This window comes from Bradyrhizobium sp. 164 (assembly GCF_023073715.1).
Lineage (GTDB): Bacteria > Pseudomonadota > Alphaproteobacteria > Rhizobiales > Xanthobacteraceae > Bradyrhizobium.
In genome coordinates this window covers 95,217-114,429 of sequence record NZ_JADPKA010000050.1, presented here as the reverse complement: position 1 = coordinate 114,429, position 19,213 = coordinate 95,217, and the positions used below count along the sequence as shown (strand labels likewise).

Below are 19,213 nucleotides of genomic sequence, written 5' to 3'. Positions count from 1 at the left end.
ATCGCCTCGCTGCCGCGTCGCGACTAAACGGCGGCTGCGAATGCGGCGGCATCCGCAAGCAGCTCTTTCACTTGGGCCGACGCTAAGGATTCCAGCGGCGGACGTAGCCGTTGCCATCCGGCATGGCCGGTGCGCTCGGCCACCAGCGCCTTCAATGACGCCATCTGTGCGAAGCGCGAAACCAACTCGCGCGCCTTGACGATACGCGCTTGCGCCGCCTTGAGGGCGGCGTCGTCGTCGCTGTCGCGAAAATGCTTATAGACATAGGCAAGGTCGCGCGCGACGAGATTGGAGGTCGCGGTGATGCAGCCGGCACCACCCTTGCGGAGCAGCGGCAGCAGCAACGGATCGGCGCCGACCAGTACCGAAAAGCCGGGGAAGCGCTCGACCATCGCGGTCATATTGACGAAGTCACCGGAGGAATCCTTGATGCCGGTGAACGTCGCCGGATAGGCCGCACGCAATCGCTCGATCAGCGCATGCGAGATCGGCTGCGCTGACATCTGCGGGATGTGATAGAGCACGATCCTGAGCCTGGCATCGCCGATGCGCTGCACGACCTCACTGTAGGATGCGAAAATGCCGTCGTCGGTGACGCCCTTGTAGTAGAACGGCGGCAGCATCACCACGGTGTCGACGCCGACCGAGAGCGCATGACGCGTCAAGGCGATGGTCTCGCTGAGCGCGGCGACACCGGTGCCCGGAAGAAGCCGCTGCGGCGCGATGCCGGCGGCCACCACCGCTTCGAGCAGCGCGATGCGCTCGGCGGCCGAGAACGAGTTCGCCTCGCCGGTCGTGCCGAGCAGCGCGATGCCGTCGCAGCCTTGGTCGAGCAGATAGCGGCAATGCGCGACGAAGCGCGCATGATCGGGAGCGAGCTCGGCGTCGAGCGGCGTCAGCGCGGCGGAGAACACGCCATGAGGGTGCAGCGATGATGTCGACAAACTTCCTCCCATCCTTAAATCGATATTGTTCGGAATGCGAACATTTGTTATGCAGTTGGCCCGTGGTAAAATCAGCTTGCCGCCACGTCAAGGGGACATGTCATGGCGAGACATTCGCACGTGCCCAAGGTCGAAAAGAAGGCCACGAAACGCGTACCGGGCGCTGGCGCAACGAATCCAAAGAACTACGTCGCATCCGTCGGCAAGGCCTTTGCCGTGCTCAAGAGCTTCACCGGCGAAGCCTTCGAGCTCACCCTGAGTGAGATTGCCGCACGGGCCGACCTCGATCGCGGCACCGCATTCCGCCTGATCCAGACCTTGATCGAACTTGGCTACCTTCAGGCCGTTCCGCAGAGCCGCCGGTTTCGCCTGGGCGTTGCCTGTCTCGACCTCGGCTATACCGTGCTGTCGCACGGATCGCTGCGGCCGATCGTCGAGCCGCTGCTGCGCGACCTCGTTCCTGATGTCGGCGATGCGGCCTCGCTCGGCATCCTCGATGGCGGCGACGTGGTCTATCTCGCACGGGTCGGCGCGGGCCTCGATCGTCACAAGATGGATCGCCGGCCGGGCACGCGAATCCCGGCCTATAGCGCCGCGCTCGGCCATGTCATGCTGGCGCATCTGGCGCGGGACGAGCAGATCGAGCGGCTGGAGTCGCGACCGCGCGTCAAGCTGTCGGAGCGAACGCTCACCGACCTCGACGCCCTGCTCGCCCGACTCGACCAGGTGAAAAAGAAGGGGCACGCCGTCTCCGACGGCGAGAACGCCTACGGCCTGCGCACGCTGGCAACGCCGATCTTCGACGCTCAGGGGCTCGCGATCGGGGGATTGAGCGTCACCATCGATGCGGTGCGCATGGACATGCCGGCCTTTCGCGATCAGGCGCTCCCGCGCCTGATGCAGGTGACGCGCCAGGTGCAGGACCTCGCCATCAAGTCGGGATTGACGACCTGAACGCCGTCGCGAGTGCTAGACGGCAATGCGGTCGAAGTCGGCAGCTATCCGGGTGTTCGGAAAAATTCTGGCTGCCTCCGCAAGGACCTCATCGTCGTCATAGCGGCCCGACTGATGCGTGAGCACAAGCTGGCCGACGCCGGTTTCGGCCGCAAATGCAGCCGCATCGCGCGCAGTGAGGTGCCCATAGTCCCGCGCGGTCGATGCGTCGCGATCGAGGAACGTTGCCTCGATCACCAGCAGATCGGCGCCAGAAACGTATTTGGAGAGGTCTTCGGTCGTTTCGGTGTCGCCGATCACGATGAGCTTCCTGCCGCCGCTCGGCGGCCCCAGGACGTCTCCCGGGTCGATGGTTCGATCAGCGAGCACGACTGCTCGTCCCGCAGCCAATTCTCCCCGCATCGGCCCGTCTGGAACGCCCAGCTCAGCAAGGCGCTCCGGCCGAAGACGGCGGCGGGCGGGACTCTGGAAGGCGAAGCCAAAACTGTCGGTGTCGCGATGGCGAACCGGAAAGCAGCCGATGGTGAAGGCGCCGGCATCGATGACCTGCCCTTCGGTCAGCGGCGCGAACTCCACCGCGATCGGCGCCCTGCCCGCGCCCCACAGGCTTGCGAGCAGGCGGACGACGAGGTCGAGCGTGCGCTGCCCTGCATGAACGGTCATCATGTCGGCGCTCTGCCGCAACCCCAGCGTTGAAAAGAGACCGGGAATGCCGAGCACGTGATCGAGATGGGCATGCGTCAGCAGGATGCGGTCGAGCCGCCGAAAGCCGGCGCCAGCGCGCAGCAACTGGCGCTGCGTGCCCTCGCCGCAATCGACCAGAACGCGCTTGCCCGCCGCCTCGACCAGGAGCGCCGGATGGTTACGCTCCGCCGACGGAACACTGGCCGAGGTTCCGAGAAATGTCAGGGCGAACATGGTCTCACGTGTCCAGCTGTGGACGGTCTCACCGCCCCCAATGCCATGCGAGCAGCAGCGCGTACAAGCCCATCGACGCGGCATAGAGCGCGGCGAGGAGTGCGTATCCTGCGATCTGGCGTCCGATCCTCGCCTTCGGCGCGATCCACCAATCGAGCGCCTTGAAGGCGGCGGGCACCAGCCACCAGCCGAGCAGCTGGGTGCTGACGAGATTGCCGACGAAGAGCGACAGCCAGACCGGCACGCCGTGGCTGTCGATCAACGGCGCGCTGATGAAGTAGCCCCAGAGGTAGACGACGGGATAGAGCACCAGAAGGACGATGAGATTGCTCTTCCAGATCAGGCCAGGTCCTTGCTCCGCCGCCTTGCCGGCCGGGAACCAGAAATTGAAGCCGTAGCTCGCCCGCTTCACGCTCATGCCGGCGTTGAAGCGCTCGCCTTCCCTCAGCAGCGACTGCCGCAACGGCGAGTCCAGCCACGCATTGAGGTTGGCATCACAGTCGAACGACAGGATGATGATCCATTCGTCGTGCAGGCCCGGAATCGGTCGCTCGATCTTGTGGCGCAAAAATCCCTTGAACTCGGCCTCCGCGGCCTGAATGCGCTGCTGCCATTTGAGGAAGGCGTCCTCGAGTCCGTCCGGCACCTTGAAAGAGATCACGGCAGAGACTGCGCTCTCGCGCGGCACGCCGGTGTCGGGCAGGATGTGGACATCCTCCGAACCGACGAAGAAGCGCTGCACCTCCGCGATGAGCCGCGCCCGCACATCGCTCTGAAGCCAGGCGCGGGCTGCCGCCGGGCTCGCGAAGCGCAGGATCGTCACCCAGTCGACATGCGCCGGCGGTTGCGGCGGCACCACCTCCTGGCTGAGGAAGCCGGGCCAGGCCTTGAGCACGTCGCCGACCTCGCCGTTCCACCGCGCGAACGCGGCGAAGCCGTCGTCGGCGATGCGGCGCTGGATGACGAGGGCGACCGGCTGTCCGGCCGTATCAGGAGATGCGCTCATGAGCAGCCGCCTCAGCTCTTCTTGTAGAGACGCTTGCCCATCACCCAGGTCTCGTCGACGCAGCGATCGTCGCCGACCATCATCACGGCGAAGAGCATGCTCGCAGCCTCGTCCATCGTGCGCGGCCCGCCGCCCTCGGCGATCAGCGACTGGTGCCAGGGCTGCGCGGCTTGCCCGCCGTTCGGATCGAGCGCGACGAAATCAGCCTCCTTGCCGGGTTCGAAATTGCCGAGCTTGTCGTCGATGTAGAGGCCTTCGGCACCGCCAAGCGTGATCGACCAGAAACCGCGATACGGCGAGAGCTTGTTGCGCTCGGCTTCAGCGAGATCCTTGCGCGCCGGATCAATGCTGCCGTCGAGCAGCGTGTTATTGCACATGCCGACCTTGTAGGCATCGTCGAGCACGGAGATCATGGAGAAGCGGTTGCCGCCGCCGACGTCGGTGCCGAACGACATTTTCACGCGATGCTCCGGATCGGTGGCGCGGCCAATGCGGAACAGGCCGCTGCCGAGGAACAGGTTCGAGCACGGGCAGAACACCACCGCGGCGCCCTTCTTCGACATGCGACGGAACTCGTTGTTCGAGAGGTACACGCCATGGCCCCCGGAGAATTTCGGACCGACGAGATCGAACTTCTCGTAGACGCCGAGATAATCCTGACAGTCCGGGTGCTCGACGAGCACGCCGCTGCATTCGGCCGGGTTCTCGGAGATGTGGGTGTTGACCCAGCAGTCCGGATGCTCATGCTTGAGGCGCTGACACGCTTTCAGCAGCTCCGGCGAGGCACCGAAGGCAAAGCGCGGCGTGATGGCATAGAGGTTGCGGCCCTTGTTGTGGTACTGCGCGATCAGCCGCTTGCTGTCGCGATAGAAGTTCTCGGGCGTGTCGACATAGTCAGCCCGGGCGTTGCGATCGATGCCGGTGAGGCCCGCGATCACACGCATGTTGCGGCGGGCTGCCTCCTCGAACAGCTCCTCGGTCGACACTGGCGACGAGCTCGTGAACGCCTGGCACGTCGTGGTGCCGGAGGCCAGCAGCGCATCGAGGAAGCGCTTCACGCCCTCGCGGGCATAGTTGCGGTCCTTGTATTTGAGCTCTTCCGGATAGATCCACATCTGCAGCCACGGCAGCAGTTGTTCGCCATAGGCGCCGAGCACCCGGGTCTGCGGCAGATGGATGTGGCCGTCGATGAAGCCCGGGACGATGATGCGGTCCTCGATATGGGTGATCTGCACGCCCGGATGCGCGGCGGCAATCTTGTCATACGGGCCGAACGCCTTGATGACGCCGTCGGTGACGACCATGAGGCCGTCCTGGTGAAAGCGCGCGGCGGCCTGCTCGTTGCCGATGTGCCTCCAGGGATCGTCGACGAAGTCGAAGAACGTGCCGCGAATACCGACGGAGGTCATGATTTGGTTCCTTCCTCTAAGTCTGTGTGGCGTGGCCCGCTGAGGGCAGCGCGATCGCAGGCAGCGTGCCCCCAACAGTGCAGAGGCCGAGATAAACCCAATTGCTCGGCGCCTGCGTCGCTTCAGGCAGCACCGCCGCGATCGCCATGGCGCCGCTCACCGCGAGATGGCAGGGCGCGCTGATGAGACCGCCGAACAGGCCGTGGCTGCGCTCGTCCTTGGAATTTGGCTGAACGGCACGACGCCCAGCAGGATCGGCACGACCCTTCCGTTCGCGCGCCCGGCGTCGGAAGCAGGTGCAGTCATGGCTCACGCCCCTCGGTCTCCGCCGGCCGCGTCTTTCGTGCCCGCAACGAGAGGCGACGATACAGGTTGCGGATCTTGACGCACGGAGCGTGCCAGAACTGTGTGTAAAAACCCTTAGGAGTTACCGTATCCATGCGGAGACTTGACCGCTGATGCCGTGGCCGGAGGGCTCAGAACAAAAAACGCGAAAACAACCCCATGCACAGTACAAATCATTGATGAATTTCAGGCCGAAGCGTTCAGCCAGGCCATTTGACTCGTCGGGCAAAACAGGCACAGACTTGCATGATCGCCGATCGTGAAATCCGACATCGCGCCGACGCCGTTAACGTTTCGGAAGGCATCGCCGCTTCGAACGCGCGCGCTTCGACATCAGGTCAATTGTCGAAGACGCGAGGCAGCGCATTTAATCCGCGCTCGATCTCGGTTTGCACAACGCCACGCTTGTCCGGCAGATGGATTGAGTCCGGCAGGCGTCGGCAATCGAGGTTAGAGATGACTCTCCGCAGAACCGACGGTGTGTGGCTGAATGAACCGGAACGATGGACGGCTGAGGGCGAGAGCCTAAAGATCATCACTGACAAAGGCACCGACTTCTGGCGCGAGACCCACTATGGCTTTAATCGCGACAGCGGGCATTTCCTGGGCTTTCCAACCGGCGAAGCATTCACCGCCAGTTTACGCGTTCAGGGCGACTTCCAGGCGCTCTACGATCAGGCGGGCATCATGGTGCGCGTCGACGCGGAGCATTGGGTCAAGGCCGGGATCGAACTCTCGGACGACCGCGCCATGCTCGCGAGCGTGTTAACCAACGAGCGATCGGACTGGGCCACGGCATCCTATGAGCATGATGCTGGCGATTTTTGGGTGCGCGCGACCGTCGCCAACGGCGTCCTTCGTTTGCAAGTTTCGGCCGACGGCAAGTACTGGCCTCTGATGCGGCTAGCACCGTTTCCGGCAGCGAGCTCCTATCTTGTGGGGCCCATGGCCTGCACACCGGAACGGGCAGGGCTAGAAGTCGTATTCTCGACGTTTCATCTGACACCGCCGCTTGGAAAGGACCTACACGACCTGAGCTAAGTGGCCGTTCTGCAATCTCGCTCGCTGTCGCGCGGACAGATCGACGTTCACCACAGAGCCGTCCCGCTCGCCTCTACTCTCGCTCCGACTGCGCCTCGACCGCCTGTACGGCGACACTTGCCACCTGCCGCAGCGCCTCGCGTTCCGCGCCCGAGGACGCCATCACGCCCATGCCGACCGCGACGGCGGAGACGTAGCGCGCGAGCGCGGCGGGATCGGCGCTTTCCTTCAGATCACCTTCGGCTTTGGCGCGAACAAAGCGGTCGTGGAGCTGGTCTTCGTTCTGGGCGCGGCGGGCGGCGAGCTCGAACGGGACGTTCTCGGAGCCCGTACCGCAGGCGATGCCGCCTTGCACCAGCAGGCAGCCGGGCGGATTCGCCGGATCGGTCTGCTTGTCGGCGATGCCCATCAGCATCCGCTCGGCGACGGCGCGGGCGGTGGGTGCCGCGACCACCTCGTCCATCCAGACGGCGCGCAATTTGGTGTAGCGGTCGAGCGCGGCCTTCAGCAGGCCTTCCTTGTTGCCGAAGCAGGCGTAGAGACTCGGCGGATTGATGCCCATGGCCTCGGTGAGCTGGGCAATGGTCGCGCCCTCATAACCATGGCGCCAAAACACTTCCATCGCCTGATCCAACGCCGTCTCGGCGTCGAATTCGCGGGGGCGTCCCATGCCCATGTGCCTGTCTCCTCGGAATTGGCGCCCTGTAGTGACCTAACGCCTGATCTTATCTAGTTGTTCTGGCTTTCTTTTTCTTGTGTCTTCCAATCGTCGCGGTATCGACGTACAATTTTCTTCGTGAATGATACATAAGTATCTTGCACTGCGGCATCCAGCTCCACATCTGTAGTGAACACTACATATCTGGAGCGCGCAAATGCACCCCTCCCAAAATACCGCCCGCACCGGCCGTTTCCGCCGCCTCCTCGGTGGCGTCGCCATCGTAGGCGCCCTCGCCGCCGCCGGCTCGATCGCGACCGGCCGCTACTTTCACGCGGCGCAAGCGACCGCACCGGCGGCCGCAGCCGAACAAGCCGTTTCCGTCACCGTCGCGATGATCGAGCCGCGGCAAACTGTGCTGTGGGACGATTTCTCCGGCCGGCTGGAGGCCATCCACCGAGTCGAGCTGCGCCCCCGCGTCGCGGGGGCGATCCTGTCGACCAATTTCACGGAAGGTGCGTTGGTGAAGGCCGGCGACGTGCTGTTCAAGATTGATCCGGCGCCTTACGCGGCGGAGGTCGACAAGGCCAACGCCCAGCTCGAAGCCGCCAAGGCGCGCGTTGTCTTTACCCAGAGCGAGCTCGAGCGCGGCGCGCAGCTGGTCGGCAACGCCGTGGTGACGCGGCGCGACTACGACCAGCGCGAGAATGCCAGTCGTGAAGCGATTGCCAACGTGAAGGCGGCCGAGGCAACGCTGCAGACCGCAAAGCTCAATCTCGGCTACACCGAGGTGCGCGCGCCTGTGGACGGCCGCGTCGGCAAGATCGAGGTCACGGTCGGCAATCTCGTCGCCGCCGGCACCGCCTCTCCCGTGCTGACCTCGCTGGTCTCGGTCAATCCGATCTACGCCTCGTTCGACGCGGACGAAGAGGTGGTGCTGCGCGCGCTGAATTCCATTGCAGACGGCTCCGGCCAACGCGGCAAGCTCGACCAGATCCCGGTGGAGATGACGACCTCCGGCGGCCTCTCGGCGAAGGGCCACATCCAGCTGATCGACAACCAGGTCAACGGTCAGAGCGGCACCATCCGCGTCCGCGCGGTTTTCCCCAACGAGGACGGCCGTCTCATCCCCGGCCAGTTCGCCCGAGTGCGCATGGGGCAACCGAAGCAGCAGACGCTGGTCATGATCGACGAGCGCGCGATCGGCACCGACCAGGACAAGAAGTTCGTGATGGCGGTCGGTGACGACAGCCGCGCGGTCTACCGGCCGGTCACGCTCGGCGGCGCCGTCGATGGGCTCCGCGTCGTCACCTCGGGCCTGAAGCCCGGCGACCGCGTCGTCGTCAATGGCTTGCAGCGCGTGCGTCCCGGCGCCCTGCTCAAGACGGAGGTGGCAGCGATGGGCGCGCGAGGGCCGCAGCAGGCATCCAACCACAGCAACCAGGACGTGGTGCAACGCTAGTGTCTGTCATTCCGGGGTGCGCGTAGCACGAACTACGGTGCGCACGCGCGCACCTGAGAATCTCGACATTTTGAAACTCCGACCATCTCACCTTCAGATTCCGGGATCGCGGGCTTCGCTCGCGCCCCGGAATGACGGCGGAGGGGGTCGGAGACGCGGGAAGACATTGCCCAGGGGCAAAGCCATGAATCTTTCAAAATTCTTCATCGATCGTCCTATTTTTGCCGGCGTGCTGTCGGTCCTGATCTTCCTTGCCGGCCTGATCTCGCTGTTCGCGATGCCGATCTCGGAATATCCCGATGTCGTGCCCCCGTCCGTCGTGGTACGCGCGACCTATCCCGGCGCCAACCCCAAGGTGATCGCGGAGACGGTGGCGACGCCGATCGAGGAGCAGATCAACGGCGTCGAGAACATGCTCTACATGTCGAGCCAGGCGACCACTGACGGCGCGATGACGCTGACGGTGACGTTCCGCCTCGGCACCGACCCCGACAAGGCAACGCAGCTGGTGCAGAACCGCGTGCAGCAGGCCGAACCGCGCCTGCCCGCCGTCGTGCGCCAGCTCGGCATCATCACCAAGAAATCGTCGCCCGACCTCACCATGGTCGTGCACCTGCTGTCGCCGAACGGCCGCTACGACATGACGTATTTGCGCAACTACGCGGTGCTCAACGTCAAGGACCGGCTCGCGCGGATTGACGGCGTTGGCGACGTGCAGCTCTATGGTGCCGGCGATTATTCGATGCGGGTCTGGGTCGATCCGCAGAAGGCCGCCGAGCATGGCCTGACTGCGAGCGACATCGTGAGGGCGATCCAGGCGCAGAACGTCGAAGCCGCCGCCGGCGTCGTCGGCTCCTCCCCGAACGTCAAGGGCATCGATCTCCAGCTCTCCGTCAATGCCGAAGGGCGGCTCGCGAACGAAGAACAGTTCGGCGACATCGTGGTCAAGACTGGCGCGCGTGGTGAAGTGGTGCGCTTACGCGACGTCGCTCGCATCGAGCTTGGCGCGTCCGAATACGGGCTGCGCTCGCTGCTCGACAACAAGCAGGCGGTCGCGATCCCGATCTTCCAGGCGCCGGGCTCCAACGCGCTTGAGATCTCCGACCACGTCCGCGCCACCATGGCCGAGATCAAGAAGAACATGCCCGAGGGCGTGTCCTATCAGATCGTCTACGACCCGACCCAGTTCGTGCGCTCGTCGATCGAAGCGGTCATCCACACGCTGCTGGAGGCCATTGCGCTGGTGGTGCTGGTCGTGATCCTGTTCCTCCAGACTTGGCGCGCCTCGATCATCCCGCTTCTGGCCGTGCCGGTGTCGATCGTCGGCACATTCGCAGTGATGCATGTGTTCGGCTTCTCCATCAACGCGCTCAGCCTGTTTGGCCTGGTGCTCGCGATCGGCATCGTCGTCGACGACGCCATCGTCGTGGTCGAGAACGTCGAGCGCAATATCGAGGCGGGGCTATCGCCGCGCGATGCCACCTATCAGGCGATGCGTGAGGTCTCCGGCCCGATCATCGCGATCGCGCTGGTGCTGGTCGCGGTGTTCGTGCCGCTCGCCTTCATCTCCGGCCTGACCGGGCAGTTCTACAAGCAGTTCGCGTTGACGATCGCGATCTCGACCGTGATCTCCGCGGTCAACTCGCTGACACTGTCCCCGGCCTTGTCGGCGCTGCTGCTGAAAGGCCATAACGAACCGAAAGACAAGCTGACGCTGATCCTCGAAAAGACGCTCGGCTGGTTCTTCCGCGGCTTCAACAAGGGTTTTACGCGCTCCTCGGAGAATTACAGCGGCAGCGTCACCAGAGTGATCTCGGGCAAGGCCGCGGTGATGGGCCTCTACGTGGTCCTGGTCGGCCTCACCGCCCTCTTGTTTCAGCAGGTGCCGAGCGGCTTCGTGCCGGGCCAGGACAAGCAATATCTGGTTGGCTTCGCCCGCCTGCCCGATGGTGCCACCCTCGACCGCACCGAAGAGGTGATCCGCAAGATGAGTGACATCGCGCTGACCCAGCCCGGTGTCGAGAGCTCGGTCGCCTTCCCGGGCCTGTCGATCTCCGGCTTCACCAACTCTTCCAATGCCGGCATCGTGTTCTCGACCCTCAAGCCGTTCGACGAGCGCAAGGACCCTTCGCTCAGCGGCCCCGCCATCGCGGCCGATCTGAACAAGAAATATGCGGGGATTCAGGAAGCCTTTATCGCCATGTTCCCGCCGCCGCCGGTCAATGGTCTCGGCACCATCGGCGGCTTCAAGCTCCAGATCGAGGACCGTGCCGGTCTCGGCTATGAGGCGCTGAACGAGGCGACCAAGGCGTTCATGGCGGCGATGCAGAAGGCCCCGGAGATCGCCGGCGTGTTCTCGAGCTTCCAGGTCAACGTGCCCCAGCTGTTCGCCGACATCGACCGCACCAAGGCGCTCCAATTGGGCGTGCCCGTGACGGAGGTGTTCAACACGCTTCAGATTTACCTCGGTTCCTACTACGTCAATGACTTCAACAAGTTCGGCCGCACTTATTCCGTCCGCGTGCAGGCTGACGCGCCGTTCCGCGCTCGCGCCGACGACATCACGCAGTTGAAGGTGCGCTCGTCCTCGGGCGACATGGTGCCGTTGTCGGCGCTGCTCACGATCCGCCAGAGCGCGGGGCCGGAGCGCGCGATCCGCTACAACGGCTTCCTGTCCTCCGACATCAATGCGGCCGCCGCTCCCGGCTTCTCCTCCGGCCAGGCGCAGGAGGCGGCGACGCGGATCGCCGCGGAAGTGCTGCCGCCGGGCTTTGCCTTCGAATGGACCGATCTGACTTATCAGGAGTTCATCGCCGGCAATTCCGGCGTCTGGGTGTTTCCGCTGGCCATTCTGCTCGTGTTCCTGGTGCTGGCCGCACTCTATGAGAGCCTGACCTTGCCGCTCTCGATCATCATGATCGTGCCGATGGGCCTGCTGGCCGCGATGTTCGGGGTCTGGATTTCGAAGGGCGACAACAACGTCTTCACCCAGATCGGCCTGATCGTCCTCGTGGGCCTCTCGGCCAAGAACGCGATCCTGATCGTCGAATTCGCGCGCGAGCTCGAGTTCGCAGGCCGCACGCCGCTCCGCGCCGCGATCGAGGCGAGCCGGCTACGGCTGCGCCCGATCCTGATGACGTCGATGGCGTTCATCATGGGTGTGCTGCCACTGGTGCTCTCCACCGGCGCGGGCTCGGAGATGCGGCGCGCCATGGGCGTTGCCGTGTTCTCCGGCATGATCGGCGTCACCGTGTTCGGCCTGTTCCTGACGCCGGTGTTCTATGTGCTGCTACGCACCGTCACCGGCATGAAGCCGCTGACGCATCACGGCAGCGACACCAGCGCGGCACCGGTTCAGGGTTTGGGGCACTAGATCAAGGAAATCCCCGATACCAGCAACAGAACGAGCACGGTCTTGCGAAAGACCGTCTCGTTGACGCGGTGGACGCGATCACACCGAGCCCAGATCCCGCGAACCAGGCCGGCAGGCTGATCGCCAAGTCGACGAAGACCTTCGCCGACCGAATATTGCGCCGGAGCGCCCACAAATGGGTGGCCTGCACGCCGATGCTGCACGCCATCATCAGCAGGCTCGCCGGCTCTTTGCCGGTATCAGGTCTCTACTTCCTGTTCTCCTCGCAGAACTTCAACGCCGCCAGCGCTTCGCCGGCCCGCGGGATCTGCATCTCGATGCTGTCATCCTCATCGTCCTCGAAATCGAGCGCGGGACGCTTGGCCTTCGACAGCCGGTCCATGATCGACTGATCGTATTCGAAGATGCCGCGCACGGTGGTCTTGTCCATGACCTCCCACTTCGCCTTCTTCATGATGTCGGCGTCATCGGTGCCGACGTCGGCCCGGAGGATCTCGCCGATTTTGTCCCATTCCCAGCCGTCGTAGATCATGACGATCACGATGGCCTTGTCGGAATAGGTGATCACGATGACGTAGTCGCGGTCCTCGTCGTCCTTATCCTTGTAGCCCCGGCTCGCGTTGCAATGGGTATCCTGCGTACGCTTCTCGATGGTCCAGTCGCCCGCCCTGGATTGTTGCGCGGGCGCCGCGCCGGTGCTCAAGGCACCCGCGAGCAAGCTAGTTGCGAAAAGGAACCGTTTCATCTCTGCCTCCAGCTCTTCCCCGGGGCCGAGGTGACCACCTCTGCCGGCCGCCCGGAAGCATCTCCGGCGCGGCGTGAGGTCAATGGTGACGCCGGCGGCCTCAGCTCCGCCGCGGCACGATCGCGATCGGGGTGAAGGTGTAAACCTCCTCATCGTTCTGATTGAACATCGTCCACTTCACCAACGCGATGCCCTGCGGCTTCGACTTCGAAGGCGTCAGGTTCATGACCTCCCCGACCAGATGGAGGCGGTCATTGGGCCGCACCGGAATCGTCCAGCGCAGGCCATCGACGCCCGCGCCGATGAGCGGATGCGGACCAAAAGGTCGGGTCTGGATCGCAAGATTCATGGCAATTGCGGCGGTGTGCCATCCCGAGGCAGCGAGCCCCCTGAACAGGGTCTCCTTGGCGGCCTCGTGGTCGAGATGCATCGGCTGCGGATCAAATTCGGCAGCGAACCGCTTGATGTCGGCCTCGGTGACCTCGACCTCCGGTGATCTGAACCGCATTCCGACCGAGAGATCGTCGAACCATTCGACCTGCGCCATGATTTTGCCTCGCAATCTGATGCACCGCCTGCGAAGTCACGGTTCAAAGGCTTGAGCAATAGCGGGACCGCAGCGCACAAACCGGCCCCGGGGGTTCCCGGCGAAACCCCTTTCCCGATGCGACGAAACATGCCTGAAACAGATGGCCGGTTAAGTGGTTGTCAAAATAAATACAGGGACGGCCACCATGCAATTCCTCTTCGACCTGATCTACGAATATTCATGCTGCCAGAATCTCGTCGCCCAGCCGCTGGGGGAGGACGTGCTATGATCGAGCTGATCTCTGCCCTGCTTGCCCTTTGCAGTGTTGGCGTCTTCGCTGCGCATGCGCTGGATGCCTACCGCACCACGCACTCCTGACCGACATCGTCAAGCTTACTTCACCTCGCCGCGTTGGGGAGAGGTGAGCATCAGGCGCATCCATGTCCTTCCGGCGCTAGAATGGGCGCCGGTAGAAGTGCTCCGAATGCGTTGCCGGCGGAAACCGATTGGCGAGCGCAAGCGCTCCCCTTTCGTCGGTCTCAAGGGCGATCTTCTGCGCCAGCATCACGTCGCCGGGGACGAGGAAGCCTGACGGGACGAAGCACCACCCCATGGTCGCTCGGCCTTCACCGTCGATTTCGTGGACGTTGGCGGCAGTGCCGTAATGAATGCGATAGGTCTTGCCGGTGTCGCAGCCGACGACGTCGAAATACCGGTGCTCCTCGAATTGCGCGCATTGTGCGGGCGACAGCCATTCGGAGAGCAGCCGGCGGCCACGGGCATCCGGCGTGTTCTCGCCGAAGAAGCGCCGATAGAGTTCACGCAGCGCATGCAGACGCGCACGCGCCGGCGCGCGGAGCCAAACTGCCGCAATCATGAGCAGCTCAGATCAACCGCCAACCAGGCGCGGATAGAATAGCGTTTCTTCCGCGGTCGGGTCGAACGATCTGATACGGGTGACCTCGCCGGGCCCGGTTCGCAGCGCCGCAGTGAAGCCGGCTCCGGTCAGCTCCCGAAAGCGCCGTTCGGCTCGCGCCAGCGCTTCGGCATTGCCAGGATCAAACTCGTGGCGTGTATCGCCGGTCTGGTCCATCACGATCTGGGTTGCCATATTGAGTCTCCTCATGCCCACCCCTGAACCTGATCAAAGCAAACCTCGTGCCCTCAGTTCCTGATGGCAACAACTTTCTCGCATCGACGCATCACGCCTTGCTGAACGGCTTAGCGCAATGCTGCCGCCCCTCCTCCCTCATCGATCTGCCGGCCCATCAGCGCGATCGCTTTCTGATAGACGCCGGCAGCATTCCAAGCCTCGATGGCGGCGAAGTTCGGCTCGCCCGGCTGGTAACCGGCTCCTGCGCGCCAACCATGGGCTTTGAGGAAATTCGCCGTCGAATTCAGTGCGTTGGCAGCCACCTCGAGATTGCCGGTGCCATAGGCCAGGATGTTCTTGGGCATGAACTGGGTCTGGCCGACCTCGCCATGCATGGAGCCCCGGGTCGATCCCGAAAGCGTGCCGCGGTCGATCAGCTTCAAGGCGGCATACAGCTGGTCGGTGAAGAATTCGGGACGGCGGCAGTCGTAGGCGAGGGTCGCGATCGACGACAGCATGTTCTGGTTGCCGCGCTGGCTGCCGAAACCGGTCTCCATGCCCCAGATCGCGATCAGCGGCCCGGGCGGCACCCCGTAGCGCTGCTGGATCGAGGCGAACAAGGCGGCCTGCGACTGCTTGAGCTGCCTGCCTTTGGCAACGATGGTGGCGGCGCCGCGCTTGGCAAGGAACTGGTCGAGCGTCAGGGAAAAGCTGCGCTGGCCGCGATCGGCGGCGATGGTGGCGCTGGCATAATTGGTCTGCATTAAGGCCGAAAGCGCGGTGGGGCCAATGCCTTTGCCCTGCGCCTCCTGACTGAACTCGCGCTTCCAGGCCTCGAAGCCCGCCGGCGAGCTGCCGCATTGCGCAGCCTCGACCGTAGGTGCCAGGCAACCAAGCAGCACCATCGCGCCAAAAGCCGCCCCCGCAACAGCCCTGCCCCTGATCATATCCACTATCTCCCGTCCTGTACCGATCTGCGGCGCAATCTTACCCGCTCGGAGGCGCCGACTCCATGGCGCGATCATAGGACAAGTCCAGCCCGGCCAGATTACCCTCCTTCCGCCATGTGTCGAGCAGCCGCAGGAATGCCACCGGCCCGCGCCAATATTGGCTGTTTCTTGCCGCGATCGGATCGAACACGCCTTCATTATTGTAGTAGCCGGGCGTGCATTCGGCGAGATAGGTCTGCCGGCCGAGCGCGGCCTTGACGACTTCGTCGACCCAGGCCTTCTCGGCGGCGAGCGTCGGCTCCAGGGTTCGCGCCTTGCGCCTGCGCACTTCTGCGATCACATAGGCAATGTGCTGCGACTGCTCGTCGATGATGTGCGGAAAATTGGCGCTCTGACCGGCCTGCACCGTGACGATCAGGAAACAATTCGGGAAGCCGCGGCTATAGAAGCCGTGCAGCGTCTTGACGCCGTCGCGCCAGCGCTCGGACAGGCTGACGCCATCGCGGCCATAGACCTCAAAACCCATGCGGCGGGCGTAATCAGTGCCGACTTCGAAGCCGCTGGCATAGATCAGGCAATCGAGCTCGTAGGCCTTACCGTCGACCACGACCGCATTCTCGGTGATGCACTCGACGCCCTGCCCTTTGGTGTCGACGAGATGCACGTTGGGACGGTTGAAGGTGTCGAGATATTCGTCGTGGAAGCACGGCCGCTTGCAGAATGCCTTGTACCAGGGTTTGAGCGCCGCCGCGGCCGCCTCATCCTGCACGATCGTATCGACGCGGGCGCGGATCTCCTCCATCTTGCGGTAGTCGGCCTGCTCGATCACCCTGAGTGCCTCTTCCAGCGAGGTCACCGGCTGGGGCTGGCGGCGCGGCGCCAGCAGGATCTCGCCGAGCAGCCCGGTCCAACCGTCCTGGACCAGATCCCGTTCGACCGGTTCGCCGGAGATGACCGCGGTGAAATTGTCCATGCGCTCGCGCTGCCAGCCGGGCTTGAGGCTTTGCGCCCAGGCTTGATCCGTCGGACGGTCGTCGCGAACGCCGATAGCGGACGGTGTGCGCTGGAAAACGTAAAGCGCCTTTGCCGAGCGCCCGAGATGCGGCACGCATTGCACGGCGGTTGCGCCGGTGCCGATGATCCCGACGCGCTTGTCAGCGAGGCCGGTGAGATCGCCCTCTGCAGTGCCGCCAGTATACGCGTAGTCCCAGCGGCTGGTGTGAAAGCTGTGGCCTTTGAACGTCTCGATGCCGGGAATGCCGGGCAGCTTCGGCCGGCTCAGCGGACCGCCGGCGAGAATGACGAAGCGCGCGCAGATGCGATCGCCACGATCAGTCTCGACCAGCCAGCGCGCCTCCTGCTCCTGCCATTCCATCCGTGAGATGATCGTCTGAAACAGCGCACGCGCGTAGAGATCAAAATGACGACCGATGCGGCGGGAGTGCTCGTAGATCTCCGGAGCGCGCGCGTATTTGCGCACCGGCATGTAGCCGGTCTCCTCCAGGAGCGGCAGGTAGATGTAGCTTTCGGTATCGCAAGCAGCTCCGGGGTAGCGATTCCAGTACCAGGTGCCGCCGAAATCGGCGGCCTTTTCCACGATCCGGAAATCGTCAACGCCGGCCTCGCGAAGGCGCGCACCGCACAAGAGGCCGCCGAAGCCGCCACCGACGACGAGAACTTCGGTCGCTTCGCTGACAGGTGCGCGTGTGAGGCAGGGATCGGCCCAGGGATCGTCGAGATAGCGAGCGAAATCGCCGGTCACCTCGACATATTGTGCCTTGCCTTCGCTGCGCAAACGGCGGTCGCGCTCGTCGCGATAGCGCGCACGGAGGGCGGAGATATCGACGCTAGATTCCTTCGCCGCACCGGTCTTGTGTTTTTCCGCTGACATTCGTCTCCTCCACGGCAAACACCACTTCGCCGGCCGTTCGCTTGAAGTTAGCCCTGAAAAAGTGCGGCATGCAATCACGCGCCTTCTTTTTTGCGTGAACGTCGCGCGGCGTTCCGTTAACCTCGCGCGCAATCACAAGCGTAGGCCATGCAACGACGTGGCTGTGGAGGAGACCATGCAGGGGTTGATGATGGACATGCCGCTCCTGATCAGCGGCCTGATCCAGTATGCCGCCGACTACCACGGCGAGGCCGAGATCGTCGCGCGCGAGATCGAAGGCGACATCCATCGTTACACCTATGCTGATGCCCATCCGCGCATCAAGCGCATGGCGCTGGGCTTGAAGCGGCTCGGCATGAAGAAGGGCGACCGCGTCGGCACGCTGGCCTGGAACACGCACCGCCATTTCGAGATGTTCTATGCCGCTCCGGGCATGGGCTATGTGCTGCACACCGTCAACCCGCGGCTGTTTCCGGAACAGCTCGTTTACATCATCAATCACGCCGAAGACCGCCTGCTGTTCATCGACCGTGCCACGCTGCCGATCGTCGAGGCGATCGCGCCGCAACTATCGACGATCGAGGCCTACGTCGTGATGTCCTCGCGCGAACGGATGCCGGAGACGAAGCTGCCGAACCTCCGTTGCTATGAAGAGCTTCTGGACAAGGAGAAGGAAGCCAGCTTCGCCTGGCCCGAGTTCGACGAAAAGTCCGCCTCCACCATCTGCTACACGTCGGGCACGACCGGTAATCCCAAGGGCGTGATCTATTCGCACCGCGCCGCGATCTTGCAGACCATGACCTGCTGCAGTTTCGACTTCCTGCCGGGCCATGTCGAAGGCGTGCGCGAGGTGATGATGCCGATGGCGCCGCTGTTTCACGGCAACGGCTGGAACATGCCGTTCACCGCGCCCTATACCGGCTCCAAGCTGGTGCTGCCCGGCCGCAATTACGAGCCCGACAAGCTCTATGAGTTGCTCGAAGGCGAGAAGGTGACGCTGTCGGCGGGCGTGCCGAGCTTCTGGCTGATCCTGCTCGACTGGCTCGGGCGCACCGGCAACAAATTCTCGACGCTGCGCGCAACGTTATCGTCGGGTTCGGCGCCGCCGCGCGCGATGGTCGAGAAGCTCAAGCGCGACTACAATATCGACTACGTCCAGGCCTGGGGCATGACCGAGGCCTTGGGCTGCTCGATGCCGGGCCTGCGGCCGGGCTCGGAGCACCTCAGCGACAAGCAGAAGTTCGACCGGCGCCAGGTGTCCGGCCGCGCCTGCTTCGGCACCACCTTGCGCATCGTCGATGATGCCGGAAATGAATTGCCGCGCGACGGCAAGACCGTCGGCCATCTGCGCGCTCGCGGCCCCTGGGTCGCCTCCGGCTACATGAAGCTCGACGAAGGCCTCGACCGCGACGGCTGGCTGATCACTGGCGACATGGCGGTGATCGACAGTCAAGGCCACGTCACGTTGACCGATCGCTCCAAAGACGTGATCAAGTCCGGCGGCGAATGGATCTCCTCAATCCAGCTCGAGGACGTCGCCTTGTCTCATCCCGATGTGCTTCAGGCCGCCGTGGTGGCGATATCGCACGAGAAGTGGCAGGAGCGTCCCCTGCTCCTCGTCGTCCGCAAGAAGGGCGCGACCGTCGACGGCAAGGCCCTGCTCGACCACATGCGCCCCAAGATTGCGAGCTGGTGCCTGCCGGACGCGGTCGAATTTTTGGACGAATTCCCGATGACCGGCACCGGCAAGGTGCTCAAATCCGCGCTGCGCGAAAAGTTCAGGGAATACCGCGTCGCTTGAACCGATGGCCGATCAGGCCTGGGTTCATTCCGTGCGCGGTCTTCACCTTTTGGTTAATCCGCAGGCGATATATCCGGGTGTCGCTAACCCCTCA

General features: G+C 63.9%; 17 protein-coding genes. 5 read left to right on the top strand and 12 right to left on the bottom strand.

Annotation, left to right across the window (positions count from 1 at the left end):
- Nucleotides 1-23: 23 nt before the first annotated feature.
- Nucleotides 24-944 carry a dihydrodipicolinate synthase family protein gene (locus tag IVB01_RS17830; RefSeq protein WP_247276892.1) on the bottom strand — a complete coding sequence of 307 codons (921 nt, stop codon included), beginning with the start codon at nt 942-944 and terminating at the stop codon, nt 24-26.
- Between the two features lie 102 nt (nt 945-1,046).
- Here IVB01_RS17830 and IVB01_RS17825 point away from each other — a divergent pair, with 102 nt between their 5' ends.
- A complete protein-coding gene (locus IVB01_RS17825) occupies nt 1,047-1,898 on the top strand; it encodes an IclR family transcriptional regulator (protein WP_247276891.1) in 852 nt (283 codons plus the stop codon).
- A gap of 15 nt (nt 1,899-1,913) precedes the next feature.
- On the opposite strand, the gene IVB01_RS17820 is transcribed toward IVB01_RS17825, so the two are convergent.
- Genes IVB01_RS17820 through IVB01_RS17805 form a run of 4 tightly spaced genes read right to left on the bottom strand, consistent with a single transcriptional unit; the run spans nt 1,914 to nt 5,544 of the window.
- Nucleotides 1,914-2,816 carry a ribonuclease Z gene (locus IVB01_RS17820; protein WP_247276890.1) on the bottom strand — a complete coding sequence of 301 codons (903 nt, stop codon included), beginning with the start codon at nt 2,814-2,816 and terminating at the stop codon, nt 1,914-1,916.
- A gap of 28 nt (nt 2,817-2,844) precedes the next feature.
- Nucleotides 2,845-3,822, bottom strand: a complete 978-nt coding sequence (locus tag IVB01_RS17815; RefSeq protein WP_247276889.1) for an antibiotic biosynthesis monooxygenase — start codon at nt 3,820-3,822, stop codon at nt 2,845-2,847.
- Nucleotides 3,823-3,833: 11 nt separating this feature from the next.
- Nucleotides 3,834-5,231 (bottom strand): guanine deaminase, encoded by a 1,398-nt coding sequence (guaD, locus tag IVB01_RS17810; protein WP_247494714.1) that lies wholly within the window; start codon nt 5,229-5,231, stop codon nt 3,834-3,836.
- Nucleotides 5,232-5,247: 16 nt separating this feature from the next.
- A complete protein-coding gene (locus IVB01_RS17805; protein WP_247276887.1) occupies nt 5,248-5,544 on the bottom strand; it encodes a hypothetical protein in 297 nt (98 codons plus the stop codon).
- A gap of 488 nt (nt 5,545-6,032) precedes the next feature.
- On the opposite strand from IVB01_RS17805, the gene IVB01_RS17800 reads away from it, so the two are divergent.
- Nucleotides 6,033-6,617, top strand: a complete 585-nt coding sequence (locus tag IVB01_RS17800) for a DUF1349 domain-containing protein (protein ID WP_247276975.1) — start codon at nt 6,033-6,035, stop codon at nt 6,615-6,617.
- 73 nt (nt 6,618-6,690) lie between these two features.
- On the opposite strand, the gene IVB01_RS17795 is transcribed toward IVB01_RS17800, so the two are convergent.
- Nucleotides 6,691-7,293, bottom strand: a complete 603-nt coding sequence (locus IVB01_RS17795; protein ID WP_247420201.1) for a TetR/AcrR family transcriptional regulator — start codon at nt 7,291-7,293, stop codon at nt 6,691-6,693.
- Between the two features lie 199 nt (nt 7,294-7,492).
- On the opposite strand from IVB01_RS17795, the gene IVB01_RS17790 reads away from it, so the two are divergent.
- On the top strand, nt 7,493-8,737 hold the full coding sequence (locus IVB01_RS17790; RefSeq protein WP_247420204.1) for an efflux RND transporter periplasmic adaptor subunit: 1,245 nt from the start codon (nt 7,493-7,495) through the stop codon (nt 8,735-8,737).
- 184 nt (nt 8,738-8,921) lie between these two features.
- A complete protein-coding gene (locus IVB01_RS17785; RefSeq protein WP_247494713.1) occupies nt 8,922-12,110 on the top strand; it encodes a multidrug efflux RND transporter permease subunit in 3,189 nt (1,062 codons plus the stop codon).
- A gap of 247 nt (nt 12,111-12,357) precedes the next feature.
- Here IVB01_RS17785 and IVB01_RS17780 read toward each other — a convergent pair whose 3' ends face one another.
- From IVB01_RS17780 to IVB01_RS17755, 6 genes are all read right to left on the bottom strand, one after another.
- Entirely contained in the window at nt 12,358-12,855 is a 498-nt protein-coding gene (locus IVB01_RS17780) for a hypothetical protein (protein WP_247276883.1), read from the bottom strand.
- Nucleotides 12,856-12,955: 100 nt separating this feature from the next.
- On the bottom strand, nt 12,956-13,402 hold the full coding sequence (locus IVB01_RS17775; protein WP_247420213.1) for a MaoC family dehydratase: 447 nt from the start codon (nt 13,400-13,402) through the stop codon (nt 12,956-12,958).
- A 436-nt stretch (nt 13,403-13,838) separates the two neighbouring features.
- The gene (locus IVB01_RS17770; RefSeq protein ID WP_247276882.1) at nt 13,839-14,261 is read right to left on the bottom strand and encodes a hypothetical protein; all 423 of its coding nucleotides are present in this window, start codon (nt 14,259-14,261) and stop codon (nt 13,839-13,841) included.
- A 12-nt stretch (nt 14,262-14,273) separates the two neighbouring features.
- Entirely contained in the window at nt 14,274-14,495 is a 222-nt protein-coding gene (locus tag IVB01_RS17765) for a hypothetical protein (RefSeq protein WP_091888574.1), read from the bottom strand.
- 110 nt (nt 14,496-14,605) lie between these two features.
- Nucleotides 14,606-15,424, bottom strand: a complete 819-nt coding sequence (locus IVB01_RS17760) for a lytic murein transglycosylase (RefSeq protein ID WP_247276881.1) — start codon at nt 15,422-15,424, stop codon at nt 14,606-14,608.
- Nucleotides 15,425-15,464: 40 nt separating this feature from the next.
- Nucleotides 15,465-17,318, bottom strand: a complete 1,854-nt coding sequence (locus IVB01_RS17755) for an NAD(P)/FAD-dependent oxidoreductase (RefSeq protein ID WP_247420217.1) — start codon at nt 17,316-17,318, stop codon at nt 15,465-15,467.
- 175 nt (nt 17,319-17,493) lie between these two features.
- Between IVB01_RS17755 and IVB01_RS17750 the strand changes: the two genes are divergently transcribed.
- Nucleotides 17,494-19,119, top strand: coding sequence for a long-chain fatty acid--CoA ligase (locus tag IVB01_RS17750; RefSeq protein ID WP_247494712.1), 1,626 nt, complete (start codon nt 17,494-17,496; stop codon nt 19,117-19,119).
- Nucleotides 19,120-19,213: the final 94 nt, after the last annotated feature.